Source organism: Rhodococcus sp. NPDC055112 (genome assembly GCF_053607505.1).
The window spans coordinates 16,419-38,098 of the sequence record NZ_JBSGTR010000060.1 but is presented as its reverse complement, the minus strand read 5'-3'; the positions used below and the strand labels follow the sequence as shown (position 1 = coordinate 38,098).

General features: G+C 71.4%; 17 protein-coding genes. 5 read left to right on the top strand and 12 right to left on the bottom strand.

Annotated elements, in window-relative coordinates; translation table 11 throughout:
- Nucleotides 1–50: 50 nt before the first annotated feature.
- The 8 genes from ACWFRB_RS21725 to ACWFRB_RS21690 all read right to left on the bottom strand — a co-directional run bounded on the left by ACWFRB_RS21725 (nt 51) and on the right by ACWFRB_RS21690 (nt 10,648).
- Nucleotides 51–758 carry a class II aldolase/adducin family protein gene (locus ACWFRB_RS21725; protein WP_452643330.1) on the bottom strand — a complete coding sequence of 236 codons (708 nt, stop codon included), beginning with the start codon at nt 756–758 and terminating at the stop codon, nt 51–53.
- Nucleotides 759–787: 29 nt separating this feature from the next.
- Entirely contained in the window at nt 788–1,975 is a 1,188-nt protein-coding gene (locus ACWFRB_RS21720) for an LLM class flavin-dependent oxidoreductase (protein ID WP_452643329.1), read from the bottom strand.
- A complete protein-coding gene (locus ACWFRB_RS21715; RefSeq protein ID WP_452643328.1) occupies nt 1,972–3,072 on the bottom strand; it encodes an LLM class flavin-dependent oxidoreductase in 1,101 nt (366 codons plus the stop codon). Before ACWFRB_RS21715 ends, ACWFRB_RS21720 begins: the two co-directional genes overlap by 4 nt.
- Nucleotides 3,069–4,115: an ABC transporter substrate-binding protein gene (locus ACWFRB_RS21710; RefSeq protein ID WP_452643327.1), complete on the bottom strand. Its 1,047-nt coding sequence runs from the start codon at nt 4,113–4,115 to the stop codon at nt 3,069–3,071. The genes ACWFRB_RS21715 and ACWFRB_RS21710 overlap by 4 nt, the downstream gene beginning before the upstream one ends.
- A 9-nt stretch (nt 4,116–4,124) precedes the next feature.
- The gene (locus tag ACWFRB_RS21705; RefSeq protein WP_452643326.1) at nt 4,125–4,925 is read right to left on the bottom strand and encodes an ABC transporter ATP-binding protein; all 801 of its coding nucleotides are present in this window, start codon (nt 4,923–4,925) and stop codon (nt 4,125–4,127) included.
- Nucleotides 4,922–5,785 (bottom strand): ABC transporter permease, encoded by an 864-nt coding sequence (locus ACWFRB_RS21700; protein ID WP_452643325.1) that lies wholly within the window; start codon nt 5,783–5,785, stop codon nt 4,922–4,924. Before ACWFRB_RS21700 ends, ACWFRB_RS21705 begins: the two co-directional genes overlap by 4 nt.
- Before the next feature lies 1 nt (nt 5,786).
- Nucleotides 5,787–6,854, bottom strand: coding sequence for an NrtA/SsuA/CpmA family ABC transporter substrate-binding protein (locus ACWFRB_RS21695; RefSeq protein ID WP_452643324.1), 1,068 nt, complete (start codon nt 6,852–6,854; stop codon nt 5,787–5,789).
- A 113-nt stretch (nt 6,855–6,967) separates the two neighbouring features.
- Nucleotides 6,968–10,648, bottom strand: a complete 3,681-nt coding sequence (locus tag ACWFRB_RS21690; RefSeq protein WP_452643323.1) for an ABC transporter ATP-binding protein — start codon at nt 10,646–10,648, stop codon at nt 6,968–6,970.
- Nucleotides 10,649–10,775: 127 nt separating this feature from the next.
- Between ACWFRB_RS21690 and ACWFRB_RS21685 the strand changes: the two genes are divergently transcribed.
- The gene (locus ACWFRB_RS21685; RefSeq protein ID WP_452643322.1) at nt 10,776–11,528 is read left to right on the top strand and encodes an IclR family transcriptional regulator; all 753 of its coding nucleotides are present in this window, start codon (nt 10,776–10,778) and stop codon (nt 11,526–11,528) included.
- A gap of 12 nt (nt 11,529–11,540) precedes the next feature.
- On the opposite strand, the gene ACWFRB_RS21680 is transcribed toward ACWFRB_RS21685, so the two are convergent.
- Both ACWFRB_RS21680 and ACWFRB_RS21675 read right to left on the bottom strand, forming a co-directional pair.
- Nucleotides 11,541–12,644, bottom strand: coding sequence for a serine hydrolase domain-containing protein (locus ACWFRB_RS21680; protein ID WP_452643321.1), 1,104 nt, complete (start codon nt 12,642–12,644; stop codon nt 11,541–11,543).
- 89 nt (nt 12,645–12,733) lie between these two features.
- Nucleotides 12,734–13,372, bottom strand: a complete 639-nt coding sequence (locus ACWFRB_RS21675) for a response regulator (protein ID WP_027502323.1) — start codon at nt 13,370–13,372, stop codon at nt 12,734–12,736.
- A gap of 339 nt (nt 13,373–13,711) precedes the next feature.
- Here ACWFRB_RS21675 and ACWFRB_RS21670 point away from each other — a divergent pair, with 339 nt between their 5' ends.
- Both ACWFRB_RS21670 and ACWFRB_RS21665 read left to right on the top strand, forming a co-directional pair.
- The gene (locus ACWFRB_RS21670; protein WP_452643320.1) at nt 13,712–14,911 is read left to right on the top strand and encodes an Ig-like domain-containing protein; all 1,200 of its coding nucleotides are present in this window, start codon (nt 13,712–13,714) and stop codon (nt 14,909–14,911) included.
- A gap of 27 nt (nt 14,912–14,938) precedes the next feature.
- Nucleotides 14,939–16,060, top strand: a complete 1,122-nt coding sequence (locus tag ACWFRB_RS21665; RefSeq protein ID WP_452643319.1) for an Ig-like domain-containing protein — start codon at nt 14,939–14,941, stop codon at nt 16,058–16,060.
- A 73-nt stretch (nt 16,061–16,133) separates the two neighbouring features.
- Here ACWFRB_RS21665 and ACWFRB_RS21660 read toward each other — a convergent pair whose 3' ends face one another.
- Nucleotides 16,134–17,384, bottom strand: coding sequence for a sensor histidine kinase (locus ACWFRB_RS21660; protein ID WP_452643318.1), 1,251 nt, complete (start codon nt 17,382–17,384; stop codon nt 16,134–16,136).
- Between the two features lie 111 nt (nt 17,385–17,495).
- On the opposite strand from ACWFRB_RS21660, the gene ACWFRB_RS21655 reads away from it, so the two are divergent.
- Both ACWFRB_RS21655 and ACWFRB_RS21650 read left to right on the top strand, forming a co-directional pair.
- Nucleotides 17,496–18,248, top strand: coding sequence for an ABC transporter ATP-binding protein (locus ACWFRB_RS21655; protein ID WP_452643317.1), 753 nt, complete (start codon nt 17,496–17,498; stop codon nt 18,246–18,248).
- A gap of 4 nt (nt 18,249–18,252) precedes the next feature.
- Entirely contained in the window at nt 18,253–20,742 is a 2,490-nt protein-coding gene (locus ACWFRB_RS21650; protein WP_452643316.1) for an FtsX-like permease family protein, read from the top strand.
- A gap of 57 nt (nt 20,743–20,799) precedes the next feature.
- On the opposite strand, the gene ACWFRB_RS21645 is transcribed toward ACWFRB_RS21650, so the two are convergent.
- Complete coding sequence (locus ACWFRB_RS21645; RefSeq protein WP_452643315.1) at nt 20,800–21,633, bottom strand: class II glutamine amidotransferase; 834 nt, start codon at nt 21,631–21,633, stop codon at nt 20,800–20,802.
- Nucleotides 21,634–21,680 lie beyond the last annotated feature (47 nt).

Below are 21,680 nucleotides of genomic sequence, written 5' to 3'. Positions count from 1 at the left end.
CGGTTGACGAGTGCGGGGACTCGTCAACCGCGCACGGGCGGCGGAGCCGCCTAGACGAGTCCGCGGCGGCGGGCCTCGTCGACCAGGCCGCTGCGGGACCACTGGGCGACGAGGTTGGTCTTGTCGAATTCGACAGTGCCACCGACGGACTCGCCGATGGCCTGGTACTGGGCGCCCTCCTCGAGCAGCACCACGAACTTGGCCAGATCGAGCAGGCCCGCGCGGCCGATCACGTTGACGCCACCGTTGGCCTCGAAGATCGCGACCAGGTCGGGGTCGCGGACCAGCTCGCCGAGGATGAAGTCGCCGGCGCCGATGCTGCGGTCGATGTGCGGCGGGATGGACCGCGACAACGTCAGCCGCTGGGAGGCCGCGTACCGGATCGGCAGCGACTGGTGGGTCTGCGCGAAGCCGCCCAGCCACGGGGTGTGCACGTGCACGATCGAGGTGATCTCCTGGTGCTCGCGGAACACCTTGGCGTAGCCGGTGACGAAGCCGGCAGAACCGCGGCCGGAGAGCACCTCGCCGTCGAAGGTGGCGACGACGGGCTCGATGGTGCGGTCGTCGGCCCAGGGCCCTGGCTCGTTCAGGGCGACGGCGATCTCCTCGCCGGGCACCCGCTCGACGAAGTTGACGGTGCCGTTCGCGGAGACGGTGCCGGTCTCGCGGAAGACGCGGAACGCCTTCTCCGCGTCGCGGGTGGCGCTCTCGACGAACGCGGTGACGGTCTCGGAGATGCGGGATTCGGTGGTGGTCATGGGATTCTCCTGGTGATTCCGAAGGTAGGTCAGGGGGTGAGGAGCGGTGCGTGGTTGTCGAGTCCCAGGACTCGGGAAGCGCTCACGGGCGGCGGAGCCGCCTGGAGCAGCGGGAGGACCTCCTCGCCGACGCGGTAGGCCTCCTCGAGGTGCGGGTTGCCCGCAAGGATGAACGCGTCGACGCCTAGCTCGCGCAGCTCGTCGAGGCGCTGCGCGACCTGCTCGTAGCTGCCGACCAGGCCGAACGCGGGACCGCCGCGGATCAGGCTGAACCCGGCCCAGACGTTCGGCTGCACCTCGAGATCGCGGTAGCCGGTGATGGTCTCGGGCACCCAGCCCTTGATCCGCGCCGCGCCGACCGAGTCGCCCTGCGCGGCCCGGTTGGCGGCGTCGCGGTCGACGAACGCCCAGCCCTTCTCCACCTCCGCCCAGGCGGCCTCCTCGGTGTGACGGGCGACGACGTCGATCCGGACCGCGAACTTCGGTGTCCGCCCGAGCTTCTCGGCGTGCGCGCGGACGCCGTCGAACTTGGCACGCAGGTCGCCGAAGGGCTCGAGCCAGGACAGGTAGTAGTCGCTGTGCAGCCCGGCGGCGCCGACCGCGGCGGCCGAGGAACCGGAGAAGTAGACCTCGGGGAAGGGTTGGCCTGCGAGCCCGGGCGGCAGCGCGGCCCCTGCGGTCTGGAAGAACCGGCCGTCGTGGTCGTAGGGCTCGCCGTCCCAGACGCCGCGCAGCACGTCCAGGAACTCGCTGGTGCGCGCGTACCGATCGTCGTGGTTAACCTTGTCGCCCCACCACAGCTGCGCCGGTCCCCCGCCGCCGCTGATGATGTTGTAGACCAGGCGCCCGCCGGTGGCCCGCTGCAGGCTCGCCGACATCCGCGCCGCCTGCACGGGATGCAGGAACCCGGGCTGGAAGGCGACCATGAACCGGTAGGTGGTGGTCTCGCGGGCCAGCGCCGCCGCCACCGCCCACGGGTCCTCGGTGACCGGGAACGAGGGCAGCAGCCCGCCCAGGAACCCGGCCGACTCCGACGCCTTGGCCACCGCCGCCATGTGGTCGATGTAGCCGTAGCCGTCGAGCTCGCCGCCGCGGATCGCGGGCGCGATGTTGCCGGGGCCGTGCCCGTTCGCCTCCCCTCGGTTGTAGCGGCGCGGGGTGCGCAGCGACGCGTGGTCGCCCTCCATCCCGATGCGCCAGTAGAAGTCGGTGCTCATGCGGTGGCCTCCTGACTCGCCAAGGTGCGTCCGGCCGGGTCGACCAGGTGCAGCAGGTGTTCGCCGGTGCGGTGCAGTTCCTCGATGTGCGGGCGGCCGTCGAGCACGACGCTGTCGACACCGGCGTCGACGTACTCCGAGAGTCGCTGCGCCACCTGCTCGTAGCTGCCGACCAGGCCGATCGGCTGCTCGTAGCCGATCTCGGTGAAGCCGGCCCAGCGCCCACCGCCGAGGTCGAGCGAACGCGCGCCGACGCCGTCGTCGTGCACCTCGTGCCACTGCCGCTCGGCGCGCGCCCAGGCCTCGTCCTCCGTCTCGCGGGCGATGATCGGCAGCTCCAGCCCGGCACGCACCGTGCGGCCCAGCGCCCGCGACCGATGCTTCAGGTCGGACACCGACGCCGCGATCCCGTCGACGGTCTCGGTGAACAGGTGCACGTCGCCGTGCCGCGCGGACAGGTCGAGCGCCTGCTCCGAGTCCCCGGACAGGTACACCGTCGGGAACGGCAGCCCGGACAGGATGCCGCGGAACCCGCCGTCGATGACGTCGAAGTACTCGCCGTCGAAGTCGAACCCGGTGCCGTTGAATCCGGCTCCGGCGACCGGGGTCTCGTTCCACACCCCGCGCGCGACGGTGAGGAACTCCGCCGCCCTTGTGTACCGGTCCACGCCGGTGACCCGGTCCCCTCGGGCCCGGGCGTCGGCCTCGTCGGTCTCCACCCGCAGCCGCCAGGACAGCCGGCCCCCGGAGAGCCGCTGCAGCGTCGCGGACACCTTGGCCGCGTACACGGGGGTGCCGAAGGAGGGGTGGAACTCGACGACCACCCGAGAGTGCCGGGTGTCGCGCAGCGCGCCGCCGCCGACGATCCACGACTCCTCGCCGAGCGGGTCGTAGGGCGCGAGCACCCCGTCGAGCCCGGACAGTTCGGCCGCGAGCACCACCTGGGCGAGGTCGTCGAAGGGCCCGAAGTTGCCGGGGCGCAGGTCCGTCGCCACGGTGGGCACCTGCGGTCCGCCGAAGCCGCCGCGGTTCCGCGCGCCGGGCGACGCGTGCCTGCCGTCCCCTTGCGAGGGCAGCCGCCACAGGAACTCTGTCATGACGGCACCTTTCCTGCGGCCAGCAGCTCCAGCGCCTGCTCCAGGGGCTCACGGGTCACCCAGGATTCGAGGTCGAAGTCGGCGGCCAGGAACCCGTGCGTGTAGAGGAACTGCTTCTGGATACCGATCAGCTCCACCCGCTCGTCCGAGAGCGAGGGGTGCAGGTCCTTGTGGAAGCCCTCCTTGTACGCGGCGACGACTCCCTCGGGACCGGACAGGGTTTCGCGGGCGAGCACCTCGCGGACGCGGTCCAGGTTGTCGGCCGCCCAGTCCGCGGCGCGCAGGCTCTGCGCGAGGAAGCCGACCACCAGCTCCGGCCGGGACTCGAGCAGGTCGGCGTGCACCGTGATGGGGCGCGGGGTGCCGTTGTTGACCCGCAGCCGCTTCGCGTCGGTGGCGTCGAGGTCCACCGCGACCCGCAGGCCGTGCTCGCGGGCCACCTCCTGGGCGCGAGCGCCCTTGACGTAGATGGCGTCCACGTCACCGCGAAGCAGCTCGTCCACACCCCAGGTGGTGGTGCGCCGTTGGTCCCGAGCAGCGGTGCGCACCTGCGGGTTCCGCTCGACGTCCACCTCGACCGCGGTCACATCGGCGAGGGTGAGGCTGGCCAGACGCAGCGCGTTCGCGAAGCCGTGCAGGGCCATCGCGCGCGGGAAGCTGCGGGCCTGGTCCTCCGCCCACGCGGGGATCCCGATCCGCAGGCCCGCCAGGCCGGCGGCGCCCGCGACCGTGGAGTCCGGTCCGACGAGGATGGCCTGCGACTCGTCGATCCAGGTCAGCCCGATCAGCCGAGTCGGCGAGCCCTGGGCGCGGGCCGCGATCGCGGGCACGTTGCCGCCCTCGCGAACCAGGCCGAGCAGCTGGTGGTCGAAGTGCCGGACGGCCAGCTCCGGGCCTGCGTCCTGCAGGACGCCCAGGCTGACGCCCGCCTCGGCCGCGGTCTCCCCCAGCCAGCCGAGGCTGTGCGCGAGGCCGCTCGCTGTGGGCACGGGGCAGCGGGTGTACCAGAGGGTGTCGAGGGCGGTGTCGGCTACAGCGGTCATCTGGTGCTCCTAAGTGGTTGTGGGGGAAGCGGTGCGGCCGACGCCGAGCTCGGCCAGGAAGGCGGCGCGGTAGCGGAGGGACTCGGGGTCGGTGCGGTCGCGGGGACGGGCGAGGTCGATGTCGACGTCCACCGCGAACCGGCCCTCGTTGAGGATCAGCACCCGGTCGGCCAGGCGCACGGCCTCGTCGACGTCGTGCGTGACCAGCAGCACCGCGGGCCGGTGCCGAGCCACCAGGTCGCCGACCAGGTCCTGCATCTGCAGCCGGGTCAGGGCGTCGAGCGCGGCGAACGGCTCGTCGAGCAGCAACAGCTCCGGCTCCCGGACCAGCGCCCTGGCCAGCGCGACACGCTGGGCCTCGCCGCCGGACAGCGTCGCCGGCCACTGCCGTGCCTTGCTCTCCAGGTTCACCTCGGCCAGCGAGCGGGCCGCGCGGTCCCGGTTCTGTGCGGTTCGGCGCTGCCCGACGGTGACGTTGGCCAGCACCCGCTTGGACGGGATCAGCCGCGGCTCCTGGTAGACGGTGGTGCGCTGACCCGGCACCAGGATCTTTCCCGCGTCGGGCTTTTCGAGTCCGGTGAGCAGCCGCAGCAGCGTCGTCTTGCCGGTGCCGCTCGGCCCGAGCAGCACCACGAACTCGCCGCGGTGGATCTCCAGGTCGACGCCGTCGAGCACGGTCTTGTCGCCGAAGGCCTTGGTCAGGCCCCTCAGCGAGACCGCGACGGGCTCGCCCGCGCGCCGGTCGCGGGCCGCGGTCGCGGTGCGCTCCCGCACCGCCAGCGGGGGCAGCGCGGTGTCGGGGGCGCTCATCGGACCGCCACCTGTCCCCGCCAGGGCATCGCGAACTTCTCGATGACCCGGACGATGCCGTCGAAGATCAGGCCGAGCACCGCGTAGAGCACCACGCACAGCACCATGTAGTCGGTGCGGTTGTACTCCTGCGCCAGCGTCACCAGGTAGCCGATGCCCTCCCTTGTACCGACCTGCTCGGCGGCGATGAGACCGGTGATGCTGATGGACAAGCAGATTCGCAGCGCGATCAGCACCCCCGGCAACGCGGCGGGCAGGATCGCGCCGAACACCAGCCGCCATCCCCTCAGCCCGAAGCTCTGCGCGGCCTCGACCATCTTGCGGTCCACGTTGCGGACACCGAGATAGGTGTAGGCGTACATCGGGCCGACGGTGGCCACCGCGATGAGCAGCACCTTGAAGGTCTCGTCGATGCCGAACCAGGCGATGAACAGCGGCACCAGCGCCAGGAACGGGATGGCCCGGTTGATCTGCATCGTGGAGTCGATGAGTTCCTCACCGAGGCTGGACAGCCCGGAGAGCACGCCGAGCGCCAGGCCGAGCAGGACACCGAAGAACACCCCGACCGCGGCCCGCTTGAAGGAGGCGATGGAGAAGTCGACCAGCTGCCCGGTCTGGTAGAGCTCGGTGAAGGCGCTCCACACCTTCGGCGGTCCGGCGAGGATCTCCTCGGGGATCGCGCCGGTGGCCGAGCCGATCCACCAGGCCGCGACGATCAGCGCGGGCACCAGGAAGCGCAACGGGATGGACACCCACGCCGGCCGGGTGCGGCCGGCGCGGTACCGCGGCTCCTCTAGTTCCAGGGTGGTGGGCCTGGAATCCTGTGCCTCCCGCGTCCTCGGCGGGGTCAGCAGCGCCATGTCAGTTGCCGGACTTCGTCGGGGCCGACTGGACCTGGGCGGAGTCGTTCACCTTGGACTGCAGCGGGTAGAAGACGTCCTTGGCGGTCAGCGCGCGGGTGGTCACCCCGTTCTGGAAGAACAGATCGGCCACCTCCTGCAGGTCCGACTCGTCGGCGGGGGTCGGGTAGTGCGGGACCGAGGCCCGGCGGCCGAGGTCGAGTGCGCGCTCCAGGCGCTCCCCGGACAGCGCCCGCGGGCCCGCCTTCTCGAAGACGTTCTGGTAGTCCTCCGGGTTGCTGCGCTGACGCTCGGTGAGCGCCTGCAGGGTCTCGAGGTACTTCGCCGCGACGTCGGGGCGCTCCTCGAGGACAGCGGTGCGGAAGGCGACGATCGTGTTGTCCTTGGAGTCGATGCTCGCCTCGGTGGCGATCTCGACGACGCCGTCGCGGGCCTTGGCCTCCTGGTACGGGTCGTTGAACGACGCCCACGCGTCCACCTGGCCGGTGGAGAAGGCCGACGCCGCGTCGGAGGGCTGCAGCGGCACCCGCTCGACCTGGTCGAACGGGATGTTGGCCCGGCGCAACGCCTTCAGGGTGATGTATTCGCCCTTGCCTGCGGGATTCACCGCGATGCGCTTGCCGACGAGGTCCTTGACCTCCTTCACCCCCGAGCCAGGGGACGCGATGATGCCGCTCTGATCCTGGTCGACCGGGTCCGCGACGGCGATGATCCGCACCGCGACGTCCTTGGACAGCGCACCGACCACCGGGCTGTACGCACCGCCGGAGACGTCGAGCTGGCCGGCGTTGAACAGCTTGAGGTTCGCGCTGAACGCGGGAGGCGCCTTGACCCACTCGATCTTCGCGCCGAGCGGGGCCAGCGCCTCGTCGAACGAGCCGTCGCGCTTGCCGACCGCGAGCGGTCCGGCGTTACCCGGATCGGTCACCTTGAGCACGAAGGTGGGCTCGGCGGAGCCGGCCGCGTCGGCGGGGCCGTCGGAGTCCGACCCGCAGGCGGCAACCAGGGCGACGACGGGGAGAAGCGCGAGCGCGAGGCGCGCTCGGGGAAGTCGGCGGTTGCGGGACATCGGGGGGCTCCTGTTCGAGAGGCTGGTCGATCTACGCCTCAAAAACTAGGCCGACTAAACCCCACCGACTAGGTATAGTTTTCCGCTGATTGGAAAGGTTGACAGATCGTGGATCACGCGGTCGTGCGTTCGGCCGCACGGTGCGCATCCCACAGCCGCGCGTACCGCCCACCGCTCGCCACGAGATCGGCGTGCGTGCCGGATTCGACGATCCGGCCCTGCTCCATCACCACGATCCGGTCCGCCCGCGACGCCGTCCGCAACCGGTGCGCGATGAGCAGCGTCGTCCGCCCGTGGGCCAGCAGCTCCAGCGACCGCTGCACCGCCCGCTCCGAGGCCAGATCGATGTTCGAGGTGGCCTCGTCGAGGACCAGCATCGACGGGTCGATCAGCTCGGCGCGGGCCAGGCAGACCAGCTGCCGCTGCCCCGCGGACAACGACCGCGCCCCCGCGGTGATCGGCGTCCGGTAGCCGAGCGGCAGCGCCGCGATCCCGTCGTGCGCCCCGACCGCGCGGGCCGCCCGTTCGACGTCCAGCGCGGTGGCGTCCGGCCTGCCGAGCGCGATGTTCGAGGCCACCGTGCCCGCGAACAGGAACGGCTCCTGCGGCACGTAGCCGACCCGAGAGCGGTAGTCGCGCAGGTCGACCCCGTCCAGCGGGTGCCCGTCCACGACGATCGACCCACCGGTCGGGTCGTAGAACCGCAGCGCCAGCTTCGCGAACGTGGACTTGCCCGCCCCGGTCGTACCGACCAGCGCCACCGTCTCGCCAGGCGCGATCGTCAGGTCCACCCCGCGCACGGCCGCCACCCCGCCCGGATAGCCGAACCGGACGCCCTCGAAGCGCAGCTCCCCGCGCAGCCCGGCGAGCCGGGATGGCGCCGCAGGCTCGGCGACGGAGGGCTGCGCGCGCAGGAACTCACCGATCCGGCGCAGCGACACCCGGGCCTGGATCCACTGGTCCAGCACGATCGAGAGCTGCTGCATGGGCGCGAAGAACTGGTCCACGTACAGCAACGCGGCCACCAGCACACCGGTGGTCAGGGTGCCCGCGCCGAGCAGCTGCGCGCCGAGGACCAGCACGATCGCCTTTGCGGCGGTGGCCAGCAGGTTCATGAACGGGAAGAACACCGAGATGTAGAGCATCGACCGGCGGCGGGCGTCCCGGTAGTCCCGCGAGCCCGTCGCGAACGAGCGCTGAATGCGATCCTCGCGGCCGTGCGCCTGGGTGACCCGGATCCCGGTCAGGTGCTCGGCGAGCTCGGCGGCCAGCGCGGACACACGCGACCGGGTCTCCAGGTAGGCGGAGCGCGAGCCCCGCACGAACACCAGCACCGACGCCACGAGCACCGGCAGCAGCACCAGCACAGCGCAGGCCAGCCGCCAGTCCACCGCCAGCAGCACCACGAGCACCCCGACGCAGGTGGTCAGGCTCACCAGCGAGGTCACCAGGCCCTGCTGCAGGAGCTGGTTCAGCGCCTCGATGTCGGTGGTCAGCCGGGTCAGAGTGCGACCCGACGCGGTGCGCTCGTAGTAGTCGAGCGAGAGCCGCTGCAGGTGCGCGAACACCCGTAGCCGCAGCCCGTACAGGATCCGTTCGGCGGTGCGGGTGGTCTGGAACTGCATGATCCAGGCGTTTCCCCAGGCCAGCAGCTGAACCACCAGGTAGCCGGCGCAGGCCGCGGTCAGCGCCGCTGCCGACCCGGCCGAGACGCCGTCGTCGAGCCCGAACCGGAAGATCAACGGCCCCACCAGCGCGGCGCCCGCGTCGATCGCGACGAGCAGCGCGCACACCGCCAGTGCGGCCGCGAACGGGGCGAGCAGCCGGCCGAAGGTGAACGGTCTGCGGTCCTCGGCCTGCGCCGGGTCCGGCTCGTCCCGCAGGTCGGGCAGGGCGCGGACGGCGTCGAGCAACGCGGGCGGGGCCGAGTCCAGCTGGCGCCCGCTGCCACCGTCCGCGAGCCCGATCCGCGCGGCGAGGAGCAGGTCGTCGGCGCCCGCACGGTCCTCGTCGAATTCCGGCCAGGCCGCCGGGTCCACGGCGGAAACCCGCTCGGCGACGGCCGAGGCCATCTCGGACTCGGGTCCGAGCATCAGCTCACGGAACAGCGCCGAGCCGGCGATCAGCGCGGCCCGGTCGCCGTCCGCGACGACCACGCCGCGGTCGAGGACGACCACACGGTCCGCGAGGTCCACCGTCGACGGCCGGTGCGCGATCAGGATGGTGGTGCGGCCCGCCATCAGCGTCTGCAGGCTGGCGTAGATGTCGAATTCGGTTCCGGTGTCTACGGCGGAGGTCGCGTCGTCGAGGATCAGCACCTTCGGGTCCGCGAGAAACGCCCTGGCCAGCGCGATCCGTTGCCGCTGACCCCCGGACAGGCTCAGCCCCCGCTCGCCCGCCGCGGTGTCGTAGCCCTCGGGCAGTGCGGTGACGAACTCGTGCGCGCACGCGGCCCGCGCCGCCGCGACGACCTCCTCGTCGGAGGCGTCTGGCCGGGCGAAGGCGATGTTGTCGCGGATGGTGCCGGAGAACAGGTAGCTGTCGTCGAACACCAGGGTCACCGCCGCGCGCACCGAGCGCAGCCGGACCTCACGCAGGTCGCTGCCGCCGATCGCCACCGTCCCGGCGTCTGGGTCGTAGAACCGTCCGAGCAGCATCGCGAGCGCGGTCTTCCCTGAGCCGGACGGGCCGACCAGCGCCACCCGCTCGCCCGGCTCGATCCGGAGGCTGACGCCGCTGAGCACCGGGTCGGCTCCGTACCCGAAGCCGACGTCGCGCAGCTCCACCGCCCCGACCGGCGTCGCCAGGTCGGGGGCGCCAGGCACCTCGGCGAGGGCGGGCCGCGTGTCCAGCAGGTCGAACACCCGCTGCGCCCCTGCCCTGGCCTGCTGGGCGGTCGCGATCATGCCTGCCATCAGCCGGATCGGGACGATCAGCTGGATCAGGTACGAGGCGAAGGCGAGGAACACACCGACCGTGATCTGGCCGTGCAGGGCCAGCGCACCGCCGATCGCGAGCACCGCGAGCTGACCGAACATCGGGACGGCGGCCATCGCCGCGCCGCCGGCCGCCGCGATCCGGGCGGTCCGCAGCCGGGAACGCAGCAGGGCATGGGCGCGGGCCGCGAACCGATCCTGCTGGGCCCGTTCCTGCGCGAACGCCTTCACCACGCGGACCCCGGCGATGTTCTCCTCGGCCGTGCTGGCGACCTGCCCGGCCAGGAGCTGGTCGCTGAAGGAGGCCGGGAACAGCCGCGAACGCAGCCGGTGTGTGAGATAGCCGAGCACCGGCACACACACCGCGAGCACCGCGAACAGTGCGGGTGAGAGCCAGAACATCACGACCAGCGCGACCACCAGCAGGCTGACGTTCGCCGCCAGCAACGGCACCTGGGACAGGAACACCTGCACCAGGTTCAGGTCGGACGTCGCGCGGGACAGCACGTCGCCCGCGGCGATCGTGTCGTGCCTACGGGCATCGAGCAGGTGCACGTGGCGGTGCAGGTGCACGCGGAGGTCGTGCTCGACATCCACCGCGACGCTGCTGCCCAGGTACCGGCGGACCGCGTGCGCGACGAACGCGACCAGCCCGACCGCGACGAGCACGGTCACCCACGGCGTCAGCATGCGGCTGGACCCGATGATCGCGTCGTCGACGATCACCTGCTGCAGCAGCGGGATCAGCGCGAGGATCCCCTGCCCGGCCACCGCGAGCCCGAGCGACCACCAGATCGTCGCGCGGTACGGCCGCAGGTACGGATGCAGCCGCCGCAGCCAGCCCTGGTTCTCGGTCATCGATGCCACACCTCCCGGCACCCGGCCGTCGCGGCGCCGCCTCCTCGGCGCCCCAGCGGGTACACCTTTCCAAATAATGGAAATGCACAGTAGCAACCGCACGCTTCGGTTGTGTTAGCGTCGCGACGTGGAGACCCCCTCAGCGACACAGTCTGTGCAGACCGTCGCACGTGCCCTGTCCGTGCTCGGCTGCTTCCGCGGCGGCGACGAGCTCGGGGTGTCCGAGGTGGCCCGTCGGCAGGGGCTCGCGGTCAGCACCACACACCGCCTGCTCACCGCCCTCGTCGACGCCGGCTTCCTGGACAAGGACGCGGAGTCGAGCCGGTACCGCCTGGGCGGCGCGCTGGCGGAGTACGGCCAGATCGCCTACCGGCAGCACCGCATCTATCTCGCCGAGCCGCACCTCGAGCAGCTCGCCACCACCACCGGCGCGAGCGCGTCGATCGCGACGCGATACGGCAACGACGCAGTGCTGCTCGGCACCAGCCGGTGGCGGGAGGCCGACGGGCACCAGCTCCAGGGTGTCCGGCTGCCGCTGCACGCCAGCGCCCTCGGCAAGGCGCTGCTGGCCTGGTCCCAGGTCACCGACGACGAGCTGGGCCGACTGCCCTACGAAACGGGCACGGCGCGTTCGGTACCCGGCCCGGAGGAGCTGGGCAAGGAACTGGCGCTGACCCGCGAACGGGGCTACGCCTTCAACGACGAGGAGCTGGCGCCCGGCTACCGGACGATCGGCGTCCCGATCGTCGGGGACGACGGGCTCGCCCGGTTCGCACTGGGCCTACGCGGGCCGACCGAACTGATGATCCCCGAGCGGGTGCCCTTCTTCGTCGAACTGGCCAAGGTCACCGCCCGCGAGATCGCCGCCGTCATGCACTGACGCGGCGACGGATCAGCAGAGGGCGTTGCTGAGCAGGGCGAGGGTGTCGACCTCCTGCGGCGGCGCCTGGGTGACGGTGATCGCCGCGGCCCGGCCGTCCTCGGTCGCGCCGGAGAGCGTGTGGAATCCCGGGATGTCGCCGGAGTGCCCCCAGAAGACCTTGCCGCACGACAGTGTCGCCGTCATCAACCCGAGCCCGTAGGACATGCCGGGCTGCTCCATCGGGACCGTGCTGGTCATCGCGTCCCAGGACTTCTCCGAGGTGAGCCGGCCCTCGACGAGCGCACGCAGGAAGGTGGTCAGGTCCGCACCGCTCGAGACCATCGCACCCGCGGCCCACGGACCCGACGGCTCGGTCGCCGTCATCTCGACGATGGTGCCCCCGTCCGCCTCGTAGCCCGACGGGTGCCGTCCGCGGATCTGCTTCTCCCCCGTTCCCGGCAGGTAGGTGTCGGAAAGCCCGAGCGGCCCGGTGATCCGGCGCTCGAGCTCGTCCTCGACGGTGTTCCCGGTGACCTTCTCGACCAGCATCCCGTTCACGAGGTAGTTGGTGTTGGTGTATTTCATCCGCTCGCCCGCGCGGAACTGCGCGGGATGCGCCATCGCCATCGCGAGCAGATCCTGCCGGGTGAACCGTTCGCCGCTGCCGAGGTAGGTCTGCGTGATGCGTGGGTCATCGGAGTACTCGGGCAGCCCACTGGTGTGTTGCAGCAGCTGCCGGACCGTGATCGCCGCCGGGTCGACGCCCTCCGCGACCAGCGCACCGGGCAGGTAGCGATCGATGGGGGCATCGAGCTCGACCTTCCCCTCGTCGACCAGCTGCATCACGATCGCCGCCACGAATGTCTTGGTGACGCTGCCGATCCGGACCTGCGCGCCGTCCGGGATCTGCTCGGCGGTCACCCGATCGCCCACCCCGCTGCGCAGCTCAACCGTCTCGCCGGGAACGGACAGGGTGGCCACCGCGCCGCCGACGGTCGAGCGGACCAGTTCGTCCAGGTCGGCCTGCACGGCCGCACGGTTGGGAAAGCTGTTGACCACCACGGGATCCGAGGTGTCCGAGCATCCGGCTAGCAGGAGGACCGAGATACCGACCGCGACCGCAGCAGACTTCATACCCCGACCCTATGGTGCGAGAACCGTTCTGCGCATCCGGATTTACCCTGATATCGCCGCCGTCACGCACTCAGGGGCGCGAGCGCGCCTCAGCCCCGCAGGTACGCCAGCACCGCCAACACCCGACGATGCCCGCTGTCGGAAGCGGACAGACCGAGCTTGGCGAAGATGTTGCCGATGTGCTTGCTCACCGCAGTCTCGCTGACCACGAGCCGGCCGGCGATGGTGCCGTTGTCCAGGCCCTCGGCCATCAAACCGAGCACCTCGGACTCGCGTGGGGTCAGCGAGCGGATCGGGTCGTCGGACCGCCTGCGGCTCATCAGCTGCGAGATCACCTCGGGATCCATCACCGTGCCGCCCGCCGCGACCCGGCGCAGCGCGTCGGTGAACTCGGCGACCCGGCCGACGCGTTCCTTGAGCAGGTACCCCATCCCGTTCGCACCCTCGGCGAGCAGCCGTCCCGCGTACCGGTCCTCCACGTACGCGGAGAGCACCAGCACCGGAAACCCCGGCCTGCGCCGCCGCGCCTCCTCCGCCGCCTTGAGTCCCTCGTTGGTGAAGGTGGGTGGCATCCGGACGTCGAGCACCGCGGCGTCCGCCGAGTCCAGCACCTCCAGGAAGGACTCGGCGTTGTCCACCGCGGCGACGACCTCGAAGCCCTCCCCTCGCAGCAACAGCGCCAAACCCTCGCGAAGGAGGGCGTCGTCCTCGGCGATCACGATCCGCACTGTGCCTCCAGTCTCATCGTGAAGTGACGGTAGCCCACGATGCGTCTCACGCGATCCCCGACCGGATCGGCAAGAAGTCCGGGCGGGCGCCACACCAACCGTACCGGAGCCGACAGTCCTCCATCGAGGATCACGCCCAATCCCAATCACCAACCGTGACAACGCTATTCATACTTCCATACACCAAATCCGGAAGGGTGTGAGCACACGCGTAAACCTACGTTTCCGTAGTAAAGAAACGTATGGCATTTCTTTACTTAATGGCCACTTGCCCGGGTTCGTTGTGTTGTACGTTTCACCGCGATCTCACCAAGTCGGTCGCCCAACTGAGAGGACGCCATGCCGTCTCGTTCAATCCGTCTCGCCACGATCGTCGGCGTCGTCGCCGGCGCCGCGGCAGTCAGCGCCCCGGCCGCCACGGCCGCGCCCGCCGCGGTCACGACCACGTCCACCTTCCAGGTGACCTGCCGGGCCGTGCCGAGCGCGTTCGCCGGCGCCACCTCCGACGGGAAGCCCGCGACGGTCACGGTGTCGGCGCCCCCGACCGTGGCACCCGGCGAGACGTTCGACGTCGAGATCGATCCGGGAATCGTGCAGATTCCGAACAGCGTGAGCGGCGCCAACGTGCAGAAGATCTCCCGCGCCAAGATCGACCTCGCCGTTCCCGCCAACGCCGAGTTCGTCGCCGCCGCCGTCGCGGATCCGGGAAACCTCACCGCGGGCGCGCCCGCATCGGTGATCCGGGTGGACGAATCCGGGAACCCGTCGGCTTCCGGCCCCATCCTCCGCCTGTCCGGCGGGAACGTGAGCATCGGAAACGGGCCGTCCGCCTCGACGAACTCCCATGCGGGCATGGCCATCAACGCACAGTCCGGCGCGAACACCGACATCGCCTTCCCGAAGGTCCGCATCACGCTGAAGGCCGGCGCCTCGGGCACCATCGAGCCCAAGGTCCGCACCGCGGGCGCAGCCGGAACGTTCGGCACCCCGGAGTCCTTCCTGACCTTCCTGCCTCAGGTCAGCCACTGGATCGGCGGCACCATCTGGGCCCCGACCTACTGCTCGCCGCGCGACGGCGAGTCCACGGCACTCAACGCGGGTGCGGGCGCACTCGCCACGATCGCCATCGGCGACACCGGCCCCGTCGACCCCGGTCCCGGCACCGAGGTGTCCGCCGCGATCGAGGGCCCCACGACCGCCACCACCGGCGACAAGCTCTCCTACGCGGTGCGGGTCTCCCCCGAAACCACCAATGGCACAGTGCAGTTCAAGGCCGACGGCAAGGCAGTCGGTGACCCGCGGCCCGTGGTGCGCGGTCTCGCCCGCCTCGACCTGACCTTCAACACGGCGGGCTCGAAGTCCATCACCGCGGTCTTCACCGGCACGGACGGCAAGCAGCACACCACCGCGGCCCACACCCTCACCGTCACCGGCGGCAACACCGGGCCCGTCGATCCCGAGCCAGGGAACCCGGGCGGGGCTGGCAGCCTCGCGAACATCCTGCCCGGCCTCGACACCGGCTCGCTGAGCGGCAGCTGACCGTCCCCGACCACTGAAAGGTTCTCGATGAAGATCACCCCCGTGGCCACCGTGCTGGCCACCTCGGCGATGACGGCAGGCCTGCTCGCCGTCGCCGCGCCCGCGGCCTCGGCCGAACCCGTGACCAAGACCGTGTCCTTCGAGCACAAGTGCCGCGTGGACGGAGCGTCCGATTGGGACTTCTCCTTCTCCGACAACCTGCAGGTGACAGCACCCGAATCGGTCCGCCCCGGCGCCGAGTTCACCGTCACGCTGCACCCGGGAACCATGCGCACGTCCGACTCTGACACCGGCCGCCTCAAGTACGACCTCGCCGTCCCGCAGGGCGCCGAGCTGCTCGGGTACACCCTGGTGGCAGGCAGCTCGAGCAACCTCGTCGGCGAGAGCCCGGCGCTGCTGCGGGTCGGTGGCGACGGCAACGCGAACCCCACCGGTGGGTTCCTCCGCATCACCGGCACCGGCAACAAGACAGTCAACGACGGCCCGAGCGGCAGCGACAACAGGCCCAAGGAGGGCCTGCAGGTCAAGGCCAACACCGATTTCCGGCTCCCCGCGGTGGAACTGACGCTCCGGGCCGGTGCGGTCGAGAACGACTCGGCGACGACATCGGTCCGCGCGGGTGCGGCGGCCCCGAGCATCAAGATCACCGACACCAGCATGAGCTTCGGCGAGTCGCGCTGGGTCAACGCGGCCGGATACTGCGTCGCCACCGGCGCAGGCCGCAACGCCCTGTCCGCGACGGAGATCTTCTCGGTGAACCAGACCGAGACCGTCGTCGACGTCGCGCTCGAGGCGCTGACCGGTGAGGACGTCAAGATCAAGGCAACCGTGAACTCGAACCCCGGCGAGGGCACGATCGAGTTCTTCGACGGCGGGACGAGGATCGGCAGCACCGCGGTTGGCGCGGACGGCCATGCCGAGATGGTCTGGCCCTTCCGCGATCAGGGCGAGCACCCCATCACGGCAAAGTTCACCGGCACCAAGAGGTTCGGCGCCTCCACCTCGGACGACAAGAAGGTCACCGTGACCGTGCCCGGGGTCGTGGTGGTCGAGCCCACCGAGCCGACCGATCCCGGGACCCCGGGAGGCACCGGCAGCCTCGACTCTCTCGTGCCCGGTCTGTTCACCGGATCCGCGGGCGGGCGCTAGTCACCGCTCGTCGGTCGGGTGGGTGGATCTCCCGGCGATCCACCCACCCGATCGGCGTCGAACCCGGGGTCGCTCACGCACCGCAGGGCAGTTCCACCGCGAGCATCGTCGGCCCGCCCTCGGGGCTGGCCAGTTCCATCGTCCCCTCGAAGGCCTCGGCCCGGCGCCGGATCCCGCTCAGCCCGCCGCCCGCCCGCTCGACCGCCCCGCCGTGCCCGTCGTCGGTGATCGCGATCCGCAGCACCTCTCCTGGATCCCGGTCGGCCGTGTACAGGCGGACGGTCACCCCGCTGGCGGCGCCGTGCTTGACCACATTGGTCAGTCCCTCGGCCACCACGAAGTACGCGGCCGACTCCACCGCGACCGGCGCCCGGCGCAGCCCGCCCAGGTCCAGCACGCACGGCACCGGGCACCGGCCCGCCAGCGCCGAGACCGCACCCTCGAGCCCGAGCTCGTCGAGGATCGGCGGATAGATGTCGTGCACGATGGTGCGCAGGCCCGCGAGCGCGTCGGCGGCCGCATCCTGAGCCCGAAGCAATTGCGGCAGAGCCTGTTCCGGGTTCGTGCGCAGCGACCGTTCCGCGATGCCCAGCAGCATCACCACCCCGACGAGCCGGTTCTGGGCGCCGTCGTGCAGGTCCCGTTCGATCCGGCGGAGCTCGGCCGCGTGCGCGTCGAGGGCGGCCGCCCTGCTCGCGGTCAGCGCGCTCACCCGCTCCACCAGCCGCGACTCCCGGGTCGGCGCCAGCAGCCGCACGGCCAGCCCGCACATCCCGCGCGCCATCAGCGGGGTCAGCCACAGCGCGAGCACGACGTAGGCGACACCGACCAGCGGCATGGCCGCGGCGCCCCACCACGAGGTCACCGGGTAGAGGTTGGTCACCGGCTCGTCGGCGGGCATCAACTGCCAGTACGCGGGAATCAGCAGTGAATTGACGGCCGCGGCCGGGAGCGCGACCGCGAACAGGCCGGCGGCGGGCGCGATCAGCGCGTGCACCGCGACCCAGGCTGCGTCGCGCCGGGTCGAGGCCGCGGTCGCCAGTCGCCGCAGGTCCTCGAACGTCGGGTCCGTCGGGATCGGCAGGTATCGCTCGGACAGCACGTCGCCGGAGAACCACCCGGCCCGGCGCCGGGCCAGGCCCGTCCACCACCGCAACAGCCCCACCGCCCGGGGCGCCAGCAGCCACCCCGGCCCGAACAGGAGGAATACCACCAGCACCAGCCCGATGACCAGCAGCGCCATCGACACCATGCCCGCGACGCCCTCCGCCGCCAGGTAGCGCAGCGCACGCCACCAGCTCCGCAGCCGCCCGGTCCTCACCATGCCCCCCAGCATGCCGCACCCCGTCGGACGTGTCGGTATAGCCAGCCACACCATGAATCCGGTAGCGCGCGGGATCGTCCGACGACGCCGCCGTCCATAGCGTCGTCATCCATGAGCACACAGGTTCTGAGCCCGCCCGTCGCCGCCCTCCGACTCCAGCACGTCACCAAGAAATACGGGTCAGGCCCCGCCGCGGTGACCGCGCTCCGGGGCATCGACCTCACCCTGTCGCGCGGCGCATTCACCGCCGTGATGGGCCCGTCGGGCTCGGGCAAGAGCACCTTCCTGCACTGCGCCGCCGGACTCGACCAGCCGACCTCGGGGTCCGTGTGGCTCGGCGACACCGACATCTCCCGACTCAAGCCCAAGGCACTGACCGTGTTCCGGCGCGACCACGTCGGCTTCGTCTTCCAGGCATACAACCTGCTGCCCGCGCTCTCCGTGGAGCAGAACATCACCCTGCCGCTGCTCCTGGCGGGCCGCGGCGCCGACCCCGGCTGGCTCGATTTCGTCACCGGCGCGGTCGGCCTGGCGGATCTGCGCGGGCGCAGGCCCGCGGAACTGTCCGGCGGCCAGCAACAGCGGGTCGCGATCGCGCGCGCCCTGGTGACCCGGCCCGATGCCGTGTTCGCCGACGAGCCGACCGGCGCACTGGATTCGCGGACCGGACGGCAGGTCCTCGAACTGCTCCGCCGTACCGCCGAGGAACTCGGGCAGACCGTGGTGATGGTCACCCACGATCCGATCGCCGCCTCGTACGCCGACCGGGTGCTGTTCCTCGCCGACGGCGCCTTCGTCGGTCACCTGGACCGGCCGAGCGCCCAGCAGGTCGCCGACCACATGACCCACCTCGGGGAGTGGTGATCCGATGAGATCGCTTGCAGGCGCCAACATCCGCGCGCACCGAGGCGGGTTCGTCGGCATGTTCGTCGCGGTGCTGTTCGCCGCGATGCTCATCACCGGGCTCGGCGTCCTCATCGAGTCCGGGATCCGCGGCGGCATCGAGCCGCAGCGCTACGCGGGCGCGGACGTCATCGTCGGCGGCCTGCAGTCGCTCGTCGTCGAGGAGGGCGTCGACCAACCGTTCGCGGAGCGGGCCCCGCTGGCCGCGGGCATCGCGGACGAGCTGGAGTCGGTTCCCGGGGTGGCGCGCGCGGTCCCCGACATCAGCGTTCCGCTCACCTGGTCGGGCAGCCCGGTGCAGGCGCACGGCTGGGCCTCGGCCGCGTTGACCCCGTACGAGATCCGGGAGGGACGGGCACCGAACGGTCCCGGCGAGGTCGTGGTGGACGACGCCGAGCCGGCCCGCGTCGGCGACCGGATCTCGTTGACGCACGGCGGCATCGCCGACGACTACACCGTGGTCGGCGTCGCGGGCGCGAACCCCACCCCGGACCGGGCCACACACGTGTTTCTGTCCGACGGGCAGATCTCCTCGCTGTCGCCGCGTTCGGGCAACATCGACACCGTCGGGGTCACGGCGGCCGACGGCGTCACGGCGAGCGCGCTGGCCGAGCGGATCCGCGAACGAGTGGCCGAGGTCGAGACCTACACCGGCCGGGCCCGCGGCGACGCGGAGTTCCTCGACGCGGGCAGTGCGCGTACCGAACTGGTGATGATCGGCATCTCGTTCGCCGGGACCGCGGTGATGATCGCCATGTTCGTGGTGGCCAGCACCCTGTCGCTGTCGATCCAGCAGCGCAGGCGCGAGTTCGCACTGCTCCGCGCGGTCGGCGCGACTCCGGGTCAGATCCACCGGCTCGTCGGGCGCGAGGTGATGCTGGTCGCGGGCGTCGCCGCGGTCGCGGGCACCGTCCCCGGCCTCGTCCTCGCCGGCTATCTCCGGTCTCGCTTCGCGGCGGCCGGACTGCTGCCCGCCGACTTCGCGCTCGCCTTCAGCCCGCTGCCCGCCGTCGCGGCCGTGGCACTGAGCCTGATCACCGCCCGCGCGGCGGCTGCCGTCGCCGCGCGCAGGCCCGCCAGGATCAATCCGGTCGACGCGCTGGCGGAGGCGTCGTCGACCCCGGCCCGGCTCGGCCGCGGGCGGATGGTCACCGGACTGGTCCTCGGCGCTTCGGGCCTGGTGATCTCGCTGTTGCCCGCCGTCATCCAGGGTCAGGCGGCGCTGGCCGGCGCCGGGGGTGCCGCTGTCCTGCTGATGATCTCGGTGGGGCTGCTGGGACCGCGTCTGGTCAGCGGCGCGGTGGCCGCTCTCGGTGGGCCGCTCCGCCGGTCGGGATCGCCCGCTCTGTTCCTGGCGGCCGCGAACACCCGCGGCAACGCCCGCCGCCTGGCCGCCGCCATCACCCCGCTCGCCCTGGCGATCGCGATCGGATCGGTACAGATCTTCGTCCAGACCACCGTCGCGGCGGAGGCCGCCACCCAGTCCAGGGAGGGCGTCATCGCGGATTTCCTCGTCACCGGCACCGGGCCTGGACTGTCCCCCGCCGTCGTCGACTCGATCGGCCGGACGCCCGGCGTCGAGGCGGCGAATCCCGTTGCCCGCAGCCAGGTGTACGCCCCGCGCTTCGACGGCGAGTCCACCACCACCGAGCGGTACTCGGCGCAGGGCATCGACCCGGCCGCGACGGCTCCGACGATGGATCTCGAGGTCGAGTCCGGCAGTCTCGACGCGCTGGCCGGACCGGGCACGGTCGCGCTGAGCAGCGACGCCGCCCAGACGCTCGGCGCCGGGCTCGGGGAGATCGCCACGCTGCACCTCGGTGACGGCACCGCGGTCAGTCCCACCGTGGTCGCCACTTACGGGCGCGGACTCGGATTCGGCGACGTCACCTTCGCGAACGAGGTCGTGCGCGCCCACACCACGAGCGGCCTGGACGACAGCGTCCTGGTGCGGGCCGAGCCCGGCAGGCAGTCCGAGGTCGGCGCCGCGCTGGCCGCGGCGGGCTACACCGTCACCGACCGCGACGGGCTCGGCGCGGCAGGCGAATCCGAGCGCAGCGCGCAGTCCTGGACGAGCCTGATCGCGCTGTCGGTGCTGCTGGCCTACCTGGCGGTGGCGGTGGTGAACACCCTCGTGATGGCGACGGCGGAGCGCGGCCGGGAGTTCGCGCTGCTGCGCCTGGTCGGTTCGAGCCGCAGGCAGGTCCGCGCGATGATGCGCGCCGAGGCGGTGATGGTGGTGACGATCGCGTCGGTGGTGGGCACGCTGATCGCGTTGCCGCCGCTGGTGGGGGTCAGCCTCGGGGTCTCCGGACAGCCGATCCCCGCCGTCTCCCCCGTCACCTACGCCGCGATCATCGCCGCGACGGTGACGCTGGGCTTGCTCGCGATAGTGATACCGACCCGGGCGAGGCTCCGCGCGGACCCGGTCGCGGCCATCTCCTCCCGGGAGTAGAACAGTCGCGCCCGGCACCCGCCATGCGATGCCGGGCGCGCACGGCTCCGGTTCCACTCAGGTGGGTGCGATCGGCTGGAAGGCGCGGAGTTCGTCCTGTCCGGGCCTGACGACCCCGGCCGAGGATTCCATCACCTCGTTCCACGCGCCCGGCAGGTCACGCAACGGTTCGGAGACCACGAACCGGGTCTCCCCACTCAACTGATGGAGGACGGGGACTTCCGGGTGGAGATCCCGCAGCCTGGAGATCTCGGTCGAGAAGAACAGCGACCTCGACCGCCTCGCGGTCGAGTAGCGGAAGATCCAGGTGGATTCGCCGTCCGTCGTCGCGACGGTCATCTGGACAGAATCCTCGACTTCGTGCGCCCGGCCGACGTCCTCGGCGAGACCGACGGCCCTGGCGACGGCGTCGAACGGGTCGTCGGTGAGGCCGAAGGTCAGCGCGAGGAAGAAGAGCGTTTCGGAGTCGGTCGAACCCTCGAGATCCGGGAACAGGGCCGGATCGATCGCGGTGATCAGGTCGCGCCGGGTCTCGCGGAATCCCCCGAGGGCGCCGTTGTGCATCCACAACCAACGCCCGTGCCGGAACGGATGGCAGTTGCTGCGCTGCACCGCGGTCCCTGTCGAGGCCCGGATGTGCGCGAAGAGCAGCGGGGTGCGCACGTGGCCGGCGATCTCGCGCAGATTCGCGTCGTTCCAGGCCGGCTCGATGCTCTTGAACACCGCCGGTTCGGCGCCCTCGCCGTACCAGCCGATGCCGAAGCCGTCGCCGTTTGTGGTCGTGGCGCCGAGGCGCGAGTGCAGGCTCTGGTCGATCAGTGAGTGTTCAGGCCGGAACAGCAGGTCCTCCGCGAGGATCGGCTCTCCCGAGTAGGCCATCCACCTACACATGCATCAATTGAAGCACCAATCTCCGCCTGCCGTCTCGGCCGATTCGC

What these genes read in the sequence shown, in the direction of transcription:
- ACWFRB_RS21695 (WP_452643324.1), bottom strand. Translation starts at nt 6,854, where the DNA reads ATGTCCCGCAACCGCCGACTTCCCCGAGCGCGCCTCGCGCTCGCGCTT.
- ACWFRB_RS21690 (WP_452643323.1), bottom strand. Translation starts at nt 10,648, where the DNA reads ATGACCGAGAACCAGGGCTGGCTGCGGCGGCTGCATCCGTACCTGCGG.
- ACWFRB_RS21660 (WP_452643318.1), bottom strand. Translation starts at nt 17,384, where the DNA reads ATGGTGAGGACCGGGCGGCTGCGGAGCTGGTGGCGTGCGCTGCGCTAC.
- ACWFRB_RS21670 (WP_452643320.1), top strand. Translation starts at nt 13,712, where the DNA reads ATGCCGTCTCGTTCAATCCGTCTCGCCACGATCGTCGGCGTCGTCGCC.
- ACWFRB_RS21680 (WP_452643321.1), bottom strand. Translation starts at nt 12,644, where the DNA reads ATGAAGTCTGCTGCGGTCGCGGTCGGTATCTCGGTCCTCCTGCTAGCC.
- ACWFRB_RS21645 (WP_452643315.1), bottom strand. Translation starts at nt 21,633, where the DNA reads ATGTGTAGGTGGATGGCCTACTCGGGAGAGCCGATCCTCGCGGAGGAC.
- ACWFRB_RS21705 (WP_452643326.1), bottom strand. Translation starts at nt 4,925, where the DNA reads ATGAGCGCCCCCGACACCGCGCTGCCCCCGCTGGCGGTGCGGGAGCGC.
- ACWFRB_RS21710 (WP_452643327.1), bottom strand. Translation starts at nt 4,115, where the DNA reads ATGACCGCTGTAGCCGACACCGCCCTCGACACCCTCTGGTACACCCGC.
- ACWFRB_RS21650 (WP_452643316.1), top strand. Translation starts at nt 18,253, where the DNA reads ATGAGATCGCTTGCAGGCGCCAACATCCGCGCGCACCGAGGCGGGTTC.
- ACWFRB_RS21700 (WP_452643325.1), bottom strand. Translation starts at nt 5,785, where the DNA reads ATGGCGCTGCTGACCCCGCCGAGGACGCGGGAGGCACAGGATTCCAGG.
- ACWFRB_RS21725 (WP_452643330.1), bottom strand. Translation starts at nt 758, where the DNA reads ATGACCACCACCGAATCCCGCATCTCCGAGACCGTCACCGCGTTCGTC.
- ACWFRB_RS21665 (WP_452643319.1), top strand. Translation starts at nt 14,939, where the DNA reads ATGAAGATCACCCCCGTGGCCACCGTGCTGGCCACCTCGGCGATGACG.
- ACWFRB_RS21715 (WP_452643328.1), bottom strand. Translation starts at nt 3,072, where the DNA reads ATGACAGAGTTCCTGTGGCGGCTGCCCTCGCAAGGGGACGGCAGGCAC.
- ACWFRB_RS21655 (WP_452643317.1), top strand. Translation starts at nt 17,496, where the DNA reads ATGAGCACACAGGTTCTGAGCCCGCCCGTCGCCGCCCTCCGACTCCAG.
- ACWFRB_RS21720 (WP_452643329.1), bottom strand. Translation starts at nt 1,975, where the DNA reads ATGAGCACCGACTTCTACTGGCGCATCGGGATGGAGGGCGACCACGCG.